The following is a 16,278-nucleotide window of genomic DNA, read 5'->3' as shown; positions in this document are numbered from 1 at the left end:
AATTAAAATCTTATTTAATATAAATTTCATTGTATTTTAATCAATTGTAGAAATAAATAATAAACACTTTACCTAATATAATTATAATAAAAAATCCATATATTACAACTGTAAATTTCTTTATAATTTCTATTTAAACTATATTTGTAACAATATTTTTTACATGACATCAGAACATACTTTCCTTATTGGATTTCTAATATTTATCGGTTTACTTTTAGCTTTTGACTTGGGTTTATTTAGTAAAAAGGGTGAGACTGTTTCTATGAAACAAGCAGGAATAATGAGCTTTATTGTCGTTGCTTTAGCAATGGTTTTTTACTTCTTTCTTCTCACTTATGGACAATTAATTCATGGAATTGATAACATAGATAAATTGCAAAGTGTTATATTAAAACACCATCATCCAATTACCATAATAAAAGGAGATTTTGAGCACAGTTTAGATTTATATAATCAGAATTTAGGTTTAGAATTTCTTACGGGTTACGTTGTAGAATATGCACTTTCAGTAGATAATATTTTTGTGATTATGCTTATTTTCACTTCGTTTAATGTAGTACATAAAAATTATCATCGGGTTTTATTTTGGGGAATTTTAGGAGCTATTGTAATGCGATTTGCTTTCATTTTCTTGGGAGCTGCCCTTATAACAAAGTTTGATTGGATTTTATATGTCTTTGGCGCTTTCTTAATTATTACAGGAATTAAGATGTTTATAGAGCGAAATAAAGAAGAAAAAATTGATACAGAACATCATCCAATTGTAAAATTTGCAAATAAATATTTTAAAGTTCATAATCATTTTGTTGGAAATAAATTTTGGGTTAAAATTGATGGAATTTGGAAAATCACTCCACTTTTATTGGTTTTGGTTATCGTAGAATTCACAGATTTAATTTTTGCAGTGGATAGTATTCCTGCAATTTTTTCTGTTACAAAAGATCCATATATTGTATTTTTTTCTAATATTTTTGCAATCATAGGATTGCGTTCTATGTTCTTTTTATTAGCTGGAGTGATAGATAAATTAAGATTTTTGAAAATTGGATTGGCTGTTTTACTCACTTTTATAGGATTAAAAATGATTTTACATTCACAAATGGAAGAATGGGGATTCAAAACGACACATTCACTATTAATTATTATTTTTATTTTAGGGAGCAGTATTGCCGCTTCTTTATTATTCCCAGTGAAAATAAAAGATAGAAAGTTGAAATATGATGCGGAACATCCTGAAGAAAAACGCTATTAAAATAATTTACTATAATCTAGAAAGACTTCCATTTGGAAGTTTTTTTTTAGTTTAAAATTAATAAAATTAGAAGATTTCTATCATAAATAGACCTTATAATTACAATAGTTAACTCGTTTATTTAAAAATTCAATAGTTAAATTATTGTATATTAAATCATTACATGACAATACACAATTGTAAATTCATTTTATTTACAATTGTATTTTACAAAGTTGATTTTATACTTTACATTTGTAATAAGATAAAAGCTGTAAATTATGAATCTAAACGAAAGAATTAAAAAAATTTTAGAAGAAAGCAAGCTCAGTTCCTCTGAATTTGCAGATGAAATTGATGTACAAAAGTCAAGTATTTCACACGTTACTTCTGGAAGAAACAAACCTTCTTTAGAATTTATTACTAAGATAAAAGCAAGATTTCCGGAAATTAGTTGGGATTGGCTTATTAATGGAGAAGGGGAAATGAAGCCTGTTTCGGAAAAATATAGTGATGAAGAAAATAAAAAAAATAGTACAGAAAAGAAAACCGTCGCACTACCCGATTTATTTAGTTTAATTGATGACGATCAATTTGGTATTACAGAAAGTGAAGACAGAATAAAAAAAGATACGCCGCGAGAATTCTTTATTCCGAATAATGATTCAAAAAAAATAGAAATAAACGATTCTCAGCGATTAGAACAAAATTTAAGTAAAAGCAATTTACAAGTAACTGAAAATGATAAAGTTACATTAACCAAGATTGTAATGTTTTATTCTAATGGAAAATTTGAGAGTTTTGAGCCGTGATTTTAATCATTAAAAGTTTTTCAATAAATTTTAAAAAGTATAAAAACAAAAATGATAATTTTTAAATCTATAAGTTTATAATTTTAATTTCTTATAAATTTTTAATGGTAAATAAACTTTGAAAATTATTTTAATCGATTTGCATTTCAGGAATTTCCCCTTCAATAATTAAATCTGCTTCAGTCGATTTAATAATTTCTTCCACAGAAATTCCGGGCGCTCTTTCAAGAAGTTTGAAACCTTTTGGAGTCACTTCTAAAACGGCCATTTCTGTCACTACTCTTTTCACGCAATTTACGCCAGTTAAAGGCAAAGTACAATTTTTTAAAATTTTAGATTCTCCTTTTTTATTAACGTGCATCATCGCAACAATAATATTTTCCGCAGAAGCTACTAAATCCATTGCACCGCCCATTCCTTTTACCATTTTACCAGGAATTTTCCAATTTGCAATATCACCTTTTTCGGATACTTCCATTGCTCCGAGAATAGTTAAATCCACTTTTTGACTTCTAATCATCCCAAAACTAAAAGCAGAATCGAAAAAAGAAGCTCCTGGAAGTGTAGTGATTGTCTGTTTTCCTGCATTAATTAAATCTGGATCTTCTTCTCCTTCAAACGGAAATGGTCCCATTCCTAGAACGCCGTTTTCACTTTGAAATTCAACATTTAAATTTTCTGGAACGTAATTAGCAACCAAAGTTGGAATTCCAATTCCTAAATTAACGTAATATCTGTCTTTTACTTCTTTGGCAATTCTTTTGGCGATATCTTCTTTTGTGAGCATTTTTATATTTTTAAATTGTGCTTTTCTATTTAACTTTTTTTTGCGGTAGTTTAAATTACTTAAAATAGAATCTTTATTATTTCTTTCTTGTGGTTACTTTTTCAATTCTTTTTTCAAATTTTTCTCCTTGAAAAATCCGCTGAACCATAATTCCTGGAATATGAATTTCATTGGGATCTAAAACACCTGGTTCCACTAATTCTTCTACTTCTGCAATAGTAATTTTTGCCGCGCCCGACATTGGTGCATTAAAATTTCTTGCTGTTCCTTTGAAAATTAAATTTCCAGCGTAATCACCTTTCCAAGCTTTTACAATGGAAAAATCTGCATCAAAAGCGTGTTCTAAAATGTGCATTTTTTCTTTAAATTCTTTGGTTTCTTTTCCTTCTGCGACTTCAGTTCCGTAACCTGCAGGAGTATAAAAAGCAGGAATTCCAGCTTGTGCAGCGCGACATTTTTCGGCTAAAGTTCCTTGTGGCGTAAGTTGAACTTCTAATTCGCCAGAAAGCATTTGTCGCTCAAATTCTGCATTTTCTCCAACATAAGACGCAATCATTTTCTTGATTTGTTTTTTTTGAAGCAATTGACCAAGACCAAAATTATCTACACCTGCATTATTTGAAATACAAGTTAAATTTGTAATGTTTTTCTTTACAAGTTCTGCGATGCAATTTTCTGGAATTCCGCAAAGGCCAAAACCGCCGAGCATAATAGTTTGTCCGTCTTTTATATCAGCTAACGCGATTTCAACATTTGCTACTCTTTTGTCTATCATTTTACTTTGTTTTCGTTGCTTAAAATTAAGATTTTTTGAGTTCAAATGGAAATTATAAAGGATAAAAAATTAACTTTATTTTCTTTCATCACTAAATTTCTAAGTAAATTCTTTAAAATAAGTTATTGGTTATTATTATTTTAGAAAAAGGCAAAAATATGTTGGTCAATAGGAAAATTTATTTTATTTTTGCAACCTGTAAACCAACCTCTGACGATGGACGTGAAAGTTGCTTTGCTTAATATTATTTACAATTAAACAATGGATTTAATTAATTACGTACAAGAAAAGTACATTGACAAAAAAGAATTCCCGAAATTTAAAGCAGGTGATACTATCACTGTTTATTATGAAATTCGTGAGGGCGCAAAAACAAGAACACAGTTTTTTAAAGGTGTAGTAATTCAATTAAGAGGAACTGGACTTACAAAAACATTTACCATCAGAAAAATGAGTGGTGATGTAGGTGTAGAACGTGTTTTTCCTTTAAATTTACCCGCACTTCAAAAAATTGAAGTTGATAGAAAAGGTAAAGTTAGAAGAGCTAGAATTTACTATTTCCGTAAACTTCGTGGTAAAAAAGCGAGAATTAAAGATGTTGCAAGAAGATAATTCACAACAAAGAAATTTAAAACCACCGAAATTCGGTGGTTTTTTTATGCTTGAAATTCTGCAATAGATTCTTCTCTTATAATCCAAAAGTTCTCTAAATTATATATTATTTGAGGATTTTCAATTAAATATTTTTTAAGATAATCTTTGTGGAATGCTAATTTAAAGTCTGTAATTTGATAAGTTTGAATTTCAATTTCTTTTTTCAAATCTGCTAAAAAATCTTCTGGTTTCGAATTTTCCCTCGTAAAATCAAGGTAATTCTCTCCTATTTTAAAATAATTATGTGCTTCTGGTATTTCAATTAAATTATATTTGGTTAAAATTTTTGAAATTTTTGGTGTATTTTGGAAATTCATATTAAAAATTCCGAGCATTAATTTTAATTCTTCAAAATTATTTTCAATTGCTAATTCTTTTAATAAAGCGTGTTTTGTACTGCATGTTCCACCACAATCATTTAAGACACAAAGTTTATTTGTTTTATCATGGTTTCTTTTATATGGTAAATTTTGAATGAAATTAGAAGCTTGAGCAAAATCAAAAATATTTTTATTTTTGAAATATGAAGATATAATTTCTTTTGAAGTAATTTTAAAATTAAAAACCATTTAAAATTTTCTTTTCTTTTTAAACACTTTAAAAATACAAAATCTTTTAAATAAAATATATTTTAAGATTTAAAAACAAAAAACGCTCCACGAAAAATCGTGAAGCGTTTAAATAGAAGTTTGGTTTTAGGCTAATTATTTACCTGCGTCCATTTTCTTTTTTAATTCTGCTAAAACATCAATATCACCAAGTGTAGATTTTTCTTCATTGGTACTTGAAGTTGAAGTAGATTTACTAGAAGATTCTTTTACATTTTTCTTCTCTTCATCTTTAAAGATTCCTGTGTGGGAAACCACTACTCTTTTGAATTCTTTGTTAAATTCAATTACTTTAAAGTCTGCATCTTCACCTTTTTTGATTTTAGAACCGTCTTCTTTTTCTAATAATCTAGCTGGACAAAATGCTTCAACTTCTGCATCTTCAAATTGTACTGAAGCACCTTTATCAAATACATCTGTTGCTTTTCCAGTGTGAACTGTTCCTTCTGCATATTTTGTTTCAAATTTATCCCAAGGATTTTCTTGCAATTGTTTGTGACCTAAAGATAATCTTCTTGCTTGTACATCAAGTTCAAGAACGATTACTTCTAATTTATCACCAACATTACAGAATTCTGATGGATGTTTGATTTTTTTAGTCCAAGAAAGATCTGAGATGTAAATTAAACCATCAATACCTTCTTCTAATTCTACGAAAACTCCAAAGTTTGTGAAGTTTCTCACCACACCTGAGTGTGTAGAACCAACTGGATATTTAGTTTCAATATCTGTCCAAGGATCTTGGTTCAATTGTTTCATACCCAAAGAGATTTTTCTATCTTCTCTGTCTAAAGTTAAAACTTCAGCTTCTACTTCATCACCAACTTTTACAAAATCTCCTGCACTTCTTAAGTGGGTACTCCAAGACATTTCAGAAACGTGAATTAATCCTTCTACACCTGGAGCAACTTCTACGAAGGCGCCATAATCTGCAAGAACAACTACTTTTCCTTTTACTTTATCTCCAATTTTAATATTTTCGCTTAGAGCATCCCACGGATGTGCTTCAAGTTGTTTCATTCCTAATTGGATTCTTGTTTTATCTTCATCAAAATCAAGAATTACTACTTTCACAGTTTCACCGTCAGAAAGAACTTCTGATGGATGATTAACTCTGCTCCAGGATAAATCTGTAATGTGAATTAATCCATCAACACCACCAAGATCTACAAATACACCATAAGAAGTAATGTTTTTAACAGTTCCTTCTAATACTTGTCCTTTCTCTAATTGAGCAATAATTTCTTTTTTCTGACCTTCGATATCTGCTTCAATAAGCGCTTTGTGAGACACAACAACATTTTTAAATTCAGGGTTGATTTTCACAACTTTAAATTCCATTGTTTTTCCAACAAACTGATCATAATCTTTAATTGGTTTTACATCAATTTGGGAACCAGGTAAAAATGCTTCTAAACCGAAAACATCTACAATCATTCCACCTTTTGTTCTAGATTTCACTAAACCATTAACAATTTCGCCAGTTTCATGAAGTTCATTCACTTTATCCCAAGCTTTAAGTGTTCTCGCTTTTTTGTGAGATAATTGTAATTGACCAGTTTTGTCTTCTCTTTTATCAACCATTACTTCAACTTCATCACCTACTTTAAGGTCTTGGTTGTAACGAAATTCGTTAAGAGAAATTACACCTTCAGATTTAAAATTAATATCTACAATCGCTTCTCTGTCTGTTAATCTTACTACTTTACCAGTAATAATGTCAGAATCTCCTAAATCATTTAGAGAACCGTTGTAAATTTCTTCTAATTCTTGTTTTTCTGTTCGGTCTTCAGCGTTTAATCCGCTTTCAAAAGATTCCCAGTCAAACTGTTCTGGCGCTACGTTTTGGTTTGCTAAAACCGCATCGTTTTTTTGTTTGTTTTGGCTTTGGCTTTCTACAGCTTCTTCCGATTGTTTTGTCGTTTCTGACATATTAAAAAAATTTGTATTCCTTAGTTTTCAGTTTTGGATAATGTGGTAATCTGAAAAATATGGAAGTTGTTAATTATTAAGGTTTTACTTTCCCAAAATACTTCCCACAAAAGTGGTGCAAAAATACAACTTTATTTTGAAAAATATAATTTTAAAATATAATTTTATGCTAAATATTCACAAAAAAAATAATTTTTAAAATAGAAGTAACTTTGCAAAATGAATTTGGACTTAATCTTAGAAAAACTACAAATTTCCGCACTCAATCTAATGCAGAAATCTACACTTGAAGCCGCAGAAAAACAAAAAGAAATTATTTTACTTTCTCCGACTGGTTCTGGGAAAACTTTGGGATTTTTATTTCCAGTCGTTAAAAATTTAGATATAAATGCAGAAGGAATCCAAGCAATAATTATTGTTCCTGCGCGCGAATTGGCTTTGCAAATTGAGCAAGTTTTTAAAAGTATGGGAACTGATTTTAAAGTTTCTATTTGTTACGGCGGTCACGATAAAAAAATTGAAATTAATAATTTTACTGAAGCACCGGCGGTTTTAATTGGAACTCCCGGAAGAATTGCATATCATTTAAAACATGATAATTTTGATCCATTAAATATTAAAACTTTAGTTTTAGATGAGTTTGACAAAGCTTTAGAATTTGGCTTTACTGAAGATATGTCTTTTATAATTTCTGAACTTGAAAATTTAGAACAAAAGATTTTAACTTCTGCAACCAATATTTCTGAAATGCCAGATTTTACTGGAATAAAAAATCCAAAAATCATTAATTTTTTAAAAACGGAAACTTCCAAACCGATTTTAAAATTTAAAAAAGTAAGAACAACTTCTGAAGAAAAATTAGATACTCTATTCAAATTAATTTGTAAAATTGGTAATAAAAGAACATTGATTTTCTGCAATCATAGAGATGCAGTTGACCGGATTTCTGAACTTTTAAAAGATAAAGGAATTGCGCGAGAAACTTTTCACGGCGGTTTGGAACAAGATGAAAGAGAACGTGCTTTACTGAAGTTTCGCAATGATTCTGCAAGAGTTTTAATTACAACAGATTTGGCCGCAAGAGGTTTAGACATTCCCGAAGTGGAATCAATTGTTCATTATCAGTTGCCACAAAATGAAGATGCTTTTATCCACAGAAACGGCAGAACTGCGAGAATGAATGCGAAAGGTTTTGTTTATTTAATTATGACAGAAGACGAACATTTTCCGTTCATAAAAAATAATATTGAAATTGAAAACCTCGATGGAAATTATAAAATTCCAGAGAAAACATCATTTATTACTGTTTATTTAAGCGCTGGAAAAAAAGATAAAGTCAATAAAGTTGATATTGTTGGATTTTTATTAAAAAAAGGTGAGCTGGAAAAAGAAGATTTAGGTCTAATAGAAGTAAAAGACACGACTTCTTATGTCGCCGTAAATCGAAAAAAAATAATTGCACTTTTAAAAAAATTAGAAAACGAAAGATTAAAAAACAAGAAATTAAAGATTGAAATTGCTTATTAATTTCCGATAAACATTTTCTTAAATTGTGAAATTTTATGTAATTTCGCTTTTCCCATTTAATTAAAAATGAAACTAAATTTACCAGAAAAGCTCTATTATTCCATCGGCGAAGTTGCCAAAGCTTTTGATGTAAACGCGTCATTGATTAGATATTGGGAGCAAGAATTTCCGATTATTAAACCTAAAAAAAATAAAAAAGGAAATCGCTACTTCACTCCAAGTGATATTCAAAATTTGAAAATAATTTATCATTTAGTTAAAGAAAAAGGTTATACTTTAGATGGTGCAAGAGTCGCTTTAACTACTAATTCTAAAATTTCTGAAACAGTTTCTATGATTGACAGGTTGCAATTTGTAAAAGCGGAACTTTTGAAATTGAAAGATTCATTAAATTAATTGAATTAATCTCTTACATTTTATTTTTTTAATAATTATTACTTTTTTTAGTAATTTTATTAAAAATTTAATGATGAAACCCAAATTACCTCAAAAAATCATTCGCGAAAAATTATTTGTTTTCGTAATCTTATTTTTTTCTATTATTAGTGTAAAACTATACGCAAATTATTTTCAAACAAATGAAAATCCTAATTTTTCTGATATCCAATTTCAACAGATTGAAAATGGAATTCCAGCAATAAAATTAGAAAATTTTAATCCAAATTCACTTACGTTAGAGGATTGGGAGAAATTGGGATTTTCTGAAAAACAAGCAAAAACCATTTTAAAATACAAACAAATTGTAGGCGGAGAATTTACTTCAAAAGAACAATTAAAAAAATGTTATTCAATTTCGCCAGAGAAATTTGCAGAACTACAACCTTATATTTTATTACCAGAAAGTATAAAATCTTCCTACAAATATTCAAAAAATAATTGGAAAAAGAAAGAGTTAAATATTCACCAAAAATTTAATCCAGATTTATATTCTGAAAAAGATTGGGAAAATTTGGGCTTTTCTGAAAAGCAGTCTGCAGGAATTGTAAAGTATAAAAAATATTTAGGCGGAAGTTTTGTGAGTAAAGAAAAGCTGAAGGAATGTTATATGATAAATGAAGAAAATTATCAAAAATTAGCACCCTTTTTAATTTTACCAGAAAAAACACCTGCTGATTTTAAACCTTATAAAAAAGCCTTTGCAAAAGAAAAAATAAATTATCAAAATTTTGATCCTAATTCTTTGGACTTAAATGGTTGGATGAAGCTTGGTTTTTCAGAAAAACAAGCCCAAAATATTTTAAATTACAAAGAAAGATTTTGTAAAGGAAGTTTCAAAAATCTAGAGGAAATTGCAAAATGTTATATGATTTCGTCAGAAAAATTTGAAGAAATGAAGCCTTTTATGAAACTTAATCCAGAGAATATTTTGGTTAAAACTACAGCAAATTTACAAGGACAAAACTCAAATATTAAAACGGATTTCAGTAAAATAGATTTAAATAAAATCACTTTTCAACAATTGAAAGAATTTGGTTTTACAGATAAAGCAGCTGGAAGTTTTCTTGGTTTCCGTAAGAAATTAAATGGTTTTAAAACTAAAGATCAAATTTTACAAACTTATAATATAGATAAAGATTTAACTAAAAAACTTTTAGAAACTGCATTTCTACAAACAAATCCAGAAAACAAATAAGAAGAAATCTCCAATTTAAACAAAAAAATCTGCAAATTAGTTGCAGATTTTTTTTAAAATTTTAAGTTTTTATTTTTTAATAATCTTAAAGTTCTGATTGTCCATTTTTAAAATGTAAATGCCTTTTTCTAAATTCTGAACATCGATATAATTTTTATTTTTGAAAGGATTTTTTTCACTTATAATTAATTTACCAGAAAGATCATAAACTTGTGCAGAATTTACTTTTTTAATATCATTTCCATTTGCGAAAATTTGAGATTCAGTAATTGGATTTGGATAAATTGAAATGTTATTTAAATTTTTATTTGAAATTTCAGAAGTATCTAAAGTTCCTAAACCGACACAATAATTATTGGAATTTTTTTGCCATTCATTAATATCAAAATTAGAATTTGGCTGTGTTACACTACTTAATCTGTACAAAGAAGTATTACCTAAATTTGAAAAATTATTCATATCCTTTGTTCCCACTGCATCTACAGTTGAATAATTGTAACGTAGTTCTACATAATTACTTCCATCGAATGTAAGTGACGGCGCTGCAGAAACAAATTTGGATTGTTCTGTAGTATAACAAGAAAAAGCAGCTCTTGCGTTCATAACTACAAAAGTATCATTATCCGCAATTTTTCCTTCTAGCTGCAAAGGATCTGGAAAATAATAACTTGAAGAACTTTTAAACTGAATACTCAAACTATATCCATCTAAATTTACAGTATGACCGGTTTTATTTGTAATTTCCAATGCTTTATTATCACCACTTCCTTCTAAATATTTTGTAAAAATTAAATCTTTTGCATAAACATCGGAAGTGTAAGTAAGAACAGGAAGTAAATTACTTTCAGAAGATTCTAAATAAGCATTATTGTAAGATTTTATTGTGAAGTTATAATTTGTGGCAGGATTTAAATGATCTACAGTAAAAGAATTACTTTTTGCTAAACCAATTAATACACCGTCTTGATAAACTTTATAACCAATTATTGAAGGATCAGAAGGAGCAGTCCAGTTTAAATTTACAAAATAAGCGCTTACTTTTGAAGTTATTAAATTAGAAGCAGCTTGTGGTGCAACTGTACTTTTTGTTTGACCCCAAATAAGATTTACCCATTCTGGATGATCTATAAAAGGATTTCTATTTTTTTGAATTCCATAGATGGCGTTATTTCTATCTATTTCACGTTGAGAAACGGGATCATTTGCACTCCAAAGTAGCATTAAATCTAAAAAAGATTGATCATAAACTTGCTCTTCTGTTCCATTTAAAGGGTTGCGATCTTTTGTAGGGTCTGGATCTGTTTCAAATTTAAAACTTCCCAATTTACCTTCGTATCTCACTGCAAAATAAAGTAAAGATCTTGCAATATCTCCTTTAAACTCATCAATTGGTTCATAAACTCTGCCTGTGTAAACTGCGTTTGGCGTTGCGTTTTTGCTAATTTTAGAAGTGTTTGAAAATGTGTAATAATTTGTTGCTCCCGCTTTACCATAGGGATAATTACTACGAAGTTGATTTATTCTTGCATCTGTTGGTACAATAAAATTTAAATCAGCTTGCATAGGATAATTACTGTAAAAAGTACTTTGTGGCATCATATGTTCCTTATTCCAACCAAGTCCTTCTGCATTTGCAGAACCAATATTTTGTGTAAAATTATATTCATAAGCATCTGGTCCGGTAGGAATTTCAGAATAAATATCTAAAACGGTGTTATCATTTTCATAATATTTATCTACATCGGTTAGATTATAAAAATTAACTACATCACTATAATTCCAACCAATGGTTTTGTTTGAAATAATATCATGTAATGCAGATTTTAATTTATATCCAGATAATCCTACTGTTGAATCATAATATCCCGTTGGAATTTGGGAAAAATAAATTATGGGAAGAAATACAAAAAGGAAAATTTTTTTCATAATATTAAAATTGAATTTCAAAGGTATTAAAACTTTTTGCCTTAAGTCATATATAAATTAGTTTTTAAATTAAAATCTTTAGATTTTTAAAGGAAATCTATATTGAATTAATTATATATTGACAAAAATTGATTATATTTGCACCTTGAAAATTTAAAGAAAATGGGTACAGTTTTTACATTGTTCATGGTTTTAATCATGATTCTAAGTGTTTTATTAGTGATTATTATTATGGCACAAAATCCTAAAGGTGGCGGTCTTTCCGGTACTTTTGGCGGTACTTCTCCTGCACAATTTGGTGTGCAAAGAACCAATGATTTTATGGAAAATGCAACCTGGACTTTGGGGGCACTTGTCATTATTTTAATTATTGTAAGTGTTGTAATTACTGCGAAACCAAGTAATCATATTCCTGCTCAAACTACTCCTACAAATCAATCTGCACCGGTACAAACTGCTCCAGTTAAAACAACTGCACCAATTCAGCAAGCGCCTGCAAAGAAATAAAATTATTTTAAATATAAAATTAAAAGCGATTTCCAAGTGAAATCGCTTTTTTTATTTTAATTTACATTGAGCTAAAAAATATTTTAATTTTAAACCAAAACTTAAAATTCTAAATTTTAAAGGTGAATTTTTTCGGTAATATTTATTGAGAAAAATTTGCATTGCGCCATAAAATCGTTGTAAATATACTTTGTCTTTTAAGGTGCTTTCTCCTTTATAATGAAGAATAGAATATTTTCCGTAATAATAATTTCTATAATTATTTTGCAACAAAGTATAACACAAATCTATATCTTCACCGTACATAAAATAGGTTTCGTCTAAGCCACCAATTTTTAAATAAACATCTTTTTTAATTAATAAAAAAGCACCTGTAATTACGTCAACTTCGGCAATTTCATTTTCTGCAATATCTGTGCGATAATAAGATTTTTTAGAATTGCTTTTAAAACTTACAAAAAGTTTTTCAAAAGAATTAAACATATCTGGAATTGCACGTTTACTTTCTGGTAAAAAAACTCCGTTTTTATCGTGCATTCTTACACCTAAACAACCAAAATATTCTACAGAATCTGCAAAATCTAAAAGTTCTTTCATATAAAATCCTTCCAATTCTGTATCAGGATTTAAAAGTAAAACATAATCTCCCAAAGCTGATTTTACAGCAATATTATTTGCTACAGCAAAGCCATTATTTTTTTTTGAAACAATAAATTCAATTTTCGGAAATTCGGAAATCAATTCTTTCCAAGAAAGATCAGAACTATTATTATCAATTACAATCACTTCATAATCAATATTTTGAACGTAATTATTAATTGACAAAAGGCAATTTTTTAGAAGATTTTTTACATTATAATGAACGATAATTATACTCAGCTTCATATTATTTTATTTTCCCAAAATATTAAAATATTCATTTCTAATTAATCTAAAGATATATTTTAATTTGTAAAAAATATAATAAATAATATATTCAATAAAACCAATTCTTTTTAAATGCCAATTTTCTTTTAAGTTCTTCTGAAATCCTTTCTCCATTTCAGTTAAATTAGCCGATAAACCAGAAACACCAAAAGTTCTTTTACCTAAACCGGCAATTACTAATTCTTCATTTAAAATGTACATTTTATTATTTTTGGATATTTTCAACCAATAGTAGACGTCTTCTCCATATTTTTGATCATCATCAAAATAGCCAGAATTTTCTAATACTTTTCTCTTAAAAATGACGGTGCAAGGTGAAACTTCATTTCGAATCATTAATTTTCTAAAGGTAATTTTTGCAAGATTATTTTGTTTAACTTTAAAAGGATATAATATTTTTTGATTTTTTCTTCTGCAACCTAAAAAATCTATTTTAAGCTTTTTATTTTGCAAAATTTTCATTTGAATTTCAGTTTTCTGCGGATACCACTCATCATCTGCATCTTGTAAAGCTAAATATTCTCCTTTTGCTAATTTTAAACCTGTATTTCGGGCTTTAGAAACGCCGCTATTTTCTTGATTTATTAATGAAATATTGAGTTCTGGATTTTTTAAAATATAATTTTCAACAATTAATTTGCTATTATCAGTTGAACCGTCATTTACGATTATGATTTCAAAATCTCCTTTCCAAGTTTGATTTTTGATGGAATCTAAGCTTTTTTCAATACTTTTTTCAGCATTATAAAGTGGGATAATTACAGAAATCAAAATTTAAATAGTTTTAAAATTAATCTGTTTCGTTATAAGGTAATCGGTTTAAAATAGAACGACCAAGAGAGATTTCATCTGCATATTCTAATTCATCTCCCACAGAAATTCCACGCGCAATACTTGAAAATTTAATATTAAATTTTTTAAATTTTTTATAAAGATAATACGCCGTTGTATCTCCTTCCATTGTAGCGCTCAAAGCGAAAATAATCTCTTGCAAATTACCGTTTTCTATTTTTCTTTCAATACTTCCGATATTTAATTGGTTTGGTCCAACTCCTTCCATTGGAGAAATTTTACCACCTAAAACTAAATATTTGCCATTAAATTTTGAAGTATTCTCTATCGCCATTACATCTCGAACATCTTCTACAATACACAAGATTTCATCATTTCGTTTGGGATTATTACAAATTTCACAAATCTCAAAATCTGAAAAATTGTGACAGTTTTTACAATATTTAATTTCAGTAACTAATTTTTTTAAACTTTCACCTAATAATAAACCTTGTGATTCTGGTTGTTTTAATAGATGCAAAGCTAAACGCAACGCAGATTTTTTACCAATTCCGGGTAAACCAGAAATTTCTTCTACTGCTTTTGCTAAAACTTTACTCGGATAATCCATTGCACAAAAATAAAGATTAAAAAAAACTTTCAATAGACTTTTTGGTTTTTTTTAATATAAGTCATTTTTAAAGTTATTAAAGAAAAATCTTGTATTTTTAAGGTCTTTAAAATAATTAAACATTAGTTTCCTTTTTTTAAAAAAGATACAAACAAATTAGAATGGGTAATTTTTTCGATTTTATAAATTTACACAACGGCGAAGAAAAGAAAACCACCGTTTTAGATAATGTACGTTCACAGATTTCTTTCCGAGGTAGTAATCTTTGGATTTTAGCATGTGCCATTTTCATTGCATCTGTTGGTTTAAATGTAAATTCTACAGCCGTAATTATTGGTGCGATGTTAATTTCTCCTTTAATGGGACCAATTGTGGGAGCTGGTTTTGCATTGGGAACTTACAATTTCACTTTGCTTAGACAATCTATAAAAAATTTAATTGTTGCCACATTTGTAGGGCTTTTTGTTTCTGCTGCATATTTTTATTTAAGTCCTTTTAAAGAAGTTCAGTCAGAACTTTTATCACGAACTTCACCTACAATTTATGATGTTTTAATAGCTTTTTTTGGTGGATTAGTTGGAGTAATTGCAATTACGAGAGTTGAAAAAGGAAATCCAATTCCAGGCGTTGCAATTGCAACTGCATTAATGCCTCCTCTTTGTACAGCGGGTTTTGGTTTGGCAACTTTTAATATAAGTTATTTTCTCGGCGCATTTTACCTTTATACAATTAATTGTTTTTTTATCTGTATCGCTACTTTTTTTGTGGTAAAGTTTTTAAAATATCCATCTTCAGTTTTAGATAAAAGATATGAAAATCGCATTAAATATTCTATTTCAATTTTAGTAGTAATTATGATTGTACCCAGTTTTTACTTAGCGTATAATTTATTTAATGAGAAAAAATTCACAAAAACAGCAGAAAGTTTTATCCATCGGGAATTTGAAAATCAAGGATACACAATTATTTATAAAAAAATAAATTATAATAGTAATCCTAAAACTATTGATTTGGCTTTTTTAACTAAGAAATTTACACCAGATGAAGTCAATTCTTTTAATAAAAAACTTAGTGAAAATGGTTTAAAAGATGCGAAATTAGAAATCAGGCAAAATAATGTGGATTTAAAATCTGAGATCCAAAATGAAATTAATAAATATGACACCAATGTTTCTGAGAAAGATATTACGATAAGCAAAATCCGTTCAGAATTGGACAGTTACAAAGTTACCGATTCTACTCTTTTAAGAGAAATAAAAATTCTTTATCCTACAATTGGTCACGTTTCTTACGGCAAAATAGAACAATATCCCGATACAGATAGTGCAAGATTACAGTTTGTACTGCTTTATTCTGGTAAAAATATTGATGAAAATAGAATTAAAAGTTGGCTGAAAGAAAGACTTCATGAGAAAAATGTGGCGTTGATAAAGACACCGTAGAGCTATTTATTTTTAAATTTATTTTTTCTAAAACAAATTATTACAATATTATGTAGCTGAATTTTAGCCATTCTCTCTAATTTCCTTTAAATTTGCAAATCTCTATTTTTAA

16 protein-coding genes are annotated in these 16,278 nt (G+C 28.2%); 8 read left to right on the top strand and 8 right to left on the bottom strand.

The genetic code is table 11. From position 1 onward, the window contains the following. Positions 1-163 precede the first annotated feature (163 nt). Both ACN0WB_RS10445 and ACN0WB_RS10440 read left to right on the top strand, forming a co-directional pair. Positions 164-1,255: a TerC/Alx family metal homeostasis membrane protein gene (locus tag ACN0WB_RS10445; protein WP_417431506.1), complete on the top strand. Its 1,092-nt coding sequence runs from the start codon at positions 164-166 to the stop codon at positions 1,253-1,255. A 260-nt stretch (positions 1,256-1,515) separates the two neighbouring features. Further along, the gene (locus ACN0WB_RS10440) at positions 1,516-2,046 is read left to right on the top strand and encodes a helix-turn-helix domain-containing protein (protein ID WP_417431504.1); all 531 of its coding nucleotides are present in this window, start codon (positions 1,516-1,518) and stop codon (positions 2,044-2,046) included. A gap of 130 nt (positions 2,047-2,176) precedes the next feature. Here ACN0WB_RS10440 and ACN0WB_RS10435 read toward each other — a convergent pair whose 3' ends face one another. Together ACN0WB_RS10435 and ACN0WB_RS10430 are read right to left on the bottom strand one after the other, a co-directional pair. Continuing rightward, positions 2,177-2,833, bottom strand: coding sequence for a CoA transferase subunit B (locus ACN0WB_RS10435; RefSeq protein WP_417431502.1), 657 nt, complete (start codon positions 2,831-2,833; stop codon positions 2,177-2,179). 76 nt (positions 2,834-2,909) lie between these two features. Further along, positions 2,910-3,608, bottom strand: coding sequence for a CoA transferase subunit A (locus ACN0WB_RS10430; protein ID WP_417431500.1), 699 nt, complete (start codon positions 3,606-3,608; stop codon positions 2,910-2,912). A 261-nt stretch (positions 3,609-3,869) separates the two neighbouring features. Here ACN0WB_RS10430 and rplS point away from each other — a divergent pair, with 261 nt between their 5' ends. Beyond that, on the top strand, positions 3,870-4,220 hold the full coding sequence (rplS, locus tag ACN0WB_RS10425) for a 50S ribosomal protein L19 (protein WP_417431498.1): 351 nt from the start codon (positions 3,870-3,872) through the stop codon (positions 4,218-4,220). Between the two features lie 44 nt (positions 4,221-4,264). Here rplS and ACN0WB_RS10420 read toward each other — a convergent pair whose 3' ends face one another. Then, positions 4,265-4,831, bottom strand: a complete 567-nt coding sequence (locus tag ACN0WB_RS10420) for a hypothetical protein (protein ID WP_417431496.1) — start codon at positions 4,829-4,831, stop codon at positions 4,265-4,267. 135 nt (positions 4,832-4,966) lie between these two features. Further along, on the bottom strand, positions 4,967-6,802 hold the full coding sequence (gene rpsA / locus ACN0WB_RS10415; RefSeq protein ID WP_417431494.1) for a 30S ribosomal protein S1: 1,836 nt from the start codon (positions 6,800-6,802) through the stop codon (positions 4,967-4,969). Positions 6,803-7,021: 219 nt separating this feature from the next. On the opposite strand from rpsA, the gene ACN0WB_RS10410 reads away from it, so the two are divergent. The 3 genes from ACN0WB_RS10410 to ACN0WB_RS10400 all read left to right on the top strand — a co-directional run bounded on the left by ACN0WB_RS10410 (position 7,022) and on the right by ACN0WB_RS10400 (position 9,962). Further along, on the top strand, positions 7,022-8,329 hold the full coding sequence (locus ACN0WB_RS10410; RefSeq protein ID WP_417431492.1) for a DEAD/DEAH box helicase: 1,308 nt from the start codon (positions 7,022-7,024) through the stop codon (positions 8,327-8,329). A 66-nt stretch (positions 8,330-8,395) separates the two neighbouring features. Continuing rightward, entirely contained in the window at positions 8,396-8,725 is a 330-nt protein-coding gene (locus tag ACN0WB_RS10405) for a MerR family transcriptional regulator (RefSeq protein WP_417431490.1), read from the top strand. Positions 8,726-8,795: 70 nt separating this feature from the next. Next, positions 8,796-9,962 (top strand): helix-hairpin-helix domain-containing protein, encoded by a 1,167-nt coding sequence (locus ACN0WB_RS10400; protein WP_417431488.1) that lies wholly within the window; start codon positions 8,796-8,798, stop codon positions 9,960-9,962. Positions 9,963-10,031: 69 nt separating this feature from the next. On the opposite strand, the gene ACN0WB_RS10395 is transcribed toward ACN0WB_RS10400, so the two are convergent. Next, positions 10,032-11,888 (bottom strand): endonuclease, encoded by a 1,857-nt coding sequence (locus ACN0WB_RS10395; protein WP_417431486.1) that lies wholly within the window; start codon positions 11,886-11,888, stop codon positions 10,032-10,034. A gap of 162 nt (positions 11,889-12,050) precedes the next feature. On the opposite strand from ACN0WB_RS10395, the gene secG reads away from it, so the two are divergent. Continuing rightward, a complete protein-coding gene (gene secG / locus ACN0WB_RS10390) occupies positions 12,051-12,395 on the top strand; it encodes a preprotein translocase subunit SecG (RefSeq protein WP_417431484.1) in 345 nt (114 codons plus the stop codon). Positions 12,396-12,446: 51 nt separating this feature from the next. Here secG and ACN0WB_RS10385 read toward each other — a convergent pair whose 3' ends face one another. From ACN0WB_RS10385 to recR, 3 genes are read right to left on the bottom strand one after another with little or no spacing between them, the layout of a single operon-like run. Then, positions 12,447-13,280 carry a glycosyltransferase family 2 protein gene (locus tag ACN0WB_RS10385; RefSeq protein ID WP_417431482.1) on the bottom strand — a complete coding sequence of 278 codons (834 nt, stop codon included), beginning with the start codon at positions 13,278-13,280 and terminating at the stop codon, positions 12,447-12,449. A 6-nt stretch (positions 13,281-13,286) separates the two neighbouring features. Further along, positions 13,287-14,093: a glycosyltransferase family 2 protein gene (locus tag ACN0WB_RS10380; protein ID WP_417431480.1), complete on the bottom strand. Its 807-nt coding sequence runs from the start codon at positions 14,091-14,093 to the stop codon at positions 13,287-13,289. Positions 14,094-14,112: 19 nt separating this feature from the next. After that, positions 14,113-14,724, bottom strand: a complete 612-nt coding sequence (gene recR, locus ACN0WB_RS10375) for a recombination mediator RecR (RefSeq protein WP_417431520.1) — start codon at positions 14,722-14,724, stop codon at positions 14,113-14,115. A gap of 161 nt (positions 14,725-14,885) precedes the next feature. Between recR and ACN0WB_RS10370 the strand changes: the two genes are divergently transcribed. Then, the gene (locus ACN0WB_RS10370; protein WP_417431479.1) at positions 14,886-16,166 is read left to right on the top strand and encodes a DUF389 domain-containing protein; all 1,281 of its coding nucleotides are present in this window, start codon (positions 14,886-14,888) and stop codon (positions 16,164-16,166) included. The last annotated feature ends 112 nt before the right edge of the window (positions 16,167-16,278 follow it).

Origin of the sequence: Halpernia sp. (assembly GCF_048269545.1) — a bacterium.
In the GTDB taxonomy this organism is placed as follows: Bacteria; Bacteroidota; Bacteroidia; order Flavobacteriales; family Weeksellaceae; genus Halpernia.
The sequence above is the reverse complement of the archived record's forward strand: the minus strand, read 5'-3'. Positions and strand labels throughout refer to the sequence as shown.

Excerpts from the sequence above, each read along its gene's own strand:
- ACN0WB_RS10395 (WP_417431486.1), bottom strand. The coding sequence starts at position 11,888 with ATGAAAAAAATTTTCCTTTTTGTATTTCTTCCCATAATTTATTTTTCC.
- ACN0WB_RS10400 (WP_417431488.1), top strand. The coding sequence starts at position 8,796 with ATGATGAAACCCAAATTACCTCAAAAAATCATTCGCGAAAAATTATTT.
- ACN0WB_RS10420 (WP_417431496.1), bottom strand. The coding sequence starts at position 4,831 with ATGGTTTTTAATTTTAAAATTACTTCAAAAGAAATTATATCTTCATAT.
- rpsA (WP_417431494.1), bottom strand. The coding sequence starts at position 6,802 with ATGTCAGAAACGACAAAACAATCGGAAGAAGCTGTAGAAAGCCAAAGC.
- ACN0WB_RS10410 (WP_417431492.1), top strand. The coding sequence starts at position 7,022 with ATGAATTTGGACTTAATCTTAGAAAAACTACAAATTTCCGCACTCAAT.
- rplS (WP_417431498.1), top strand. The coding sequence starts at position 3,870 with ATGGATTTAATTAATTACGTACAAGAAAAGTACATTGACAAAAAAGAA.
- ACN0WB_RS10370 (WP_417431479.1), top strand. The coding sequence starts at position 14,886 with ATGGGTAATTTTTTCGATTTTATAAATTTACACAACGGCGAAGAAAAG.
- ACN0WB_RS10435 (WP_417431502.1), bottom strand. The coding sequence starts at position 2,833 with ATGCTCACAAAAGAAGATATCGCCAAAAGAATTGCCAAAGAAGTAAAA.
- ACN0WB_RS10405 (WP_417431490.1), top strand. The coding sequence starts at position 8,396 with ATGAAACTAAATTTACCAGAAAAGCTCTATTATTCCATCGGCGAAGTT.
- ACN0WB_RS10440 (WP_417431504.1), top strand. The coding sequence starts at position 1,516 with ATGAATCTAAACGAAAGAATTAAAAAAATTTTAGAAGAAAGCAAGCTC.
- recR (WP_417431520.1), bottom strand. The coding sequence starts at position 14,724 with ATGGATTATCCGAGTAAAGTTTTAGCAAAAGCAGTAGAAGAAATTTCT.
- ACN0WB_RS10445 (WP_417431506.1), top strand. The coding sequence starts at position 164 with ATGACATCAGAACATACTTTCCTTATTGGATTTCTAATATTTATCGGT.
- ACN0WB_RS10430 (WP_417431500.1), bottom strand. The coding sequence starts at position 3,608 with ATGATAGACAAAAGAGTAGCAAATGTTGAAATCGCGTTAGCTGATATA.
- secG (WP_417431484.1), top strand. The coding sequence starts at position 12,051 with ATGGGTACAGTTTTTACATTGTTCATGGTTTTAATCATGATTCTAAGT.
- ACN0WB_RS10385 (WP_417431482.1), bottom strand. The coding sequence starts at position 13,280 with ATGAAGCTGAGTATAATTATCGTTCATTATAATGTAAAAAATCTTCTA.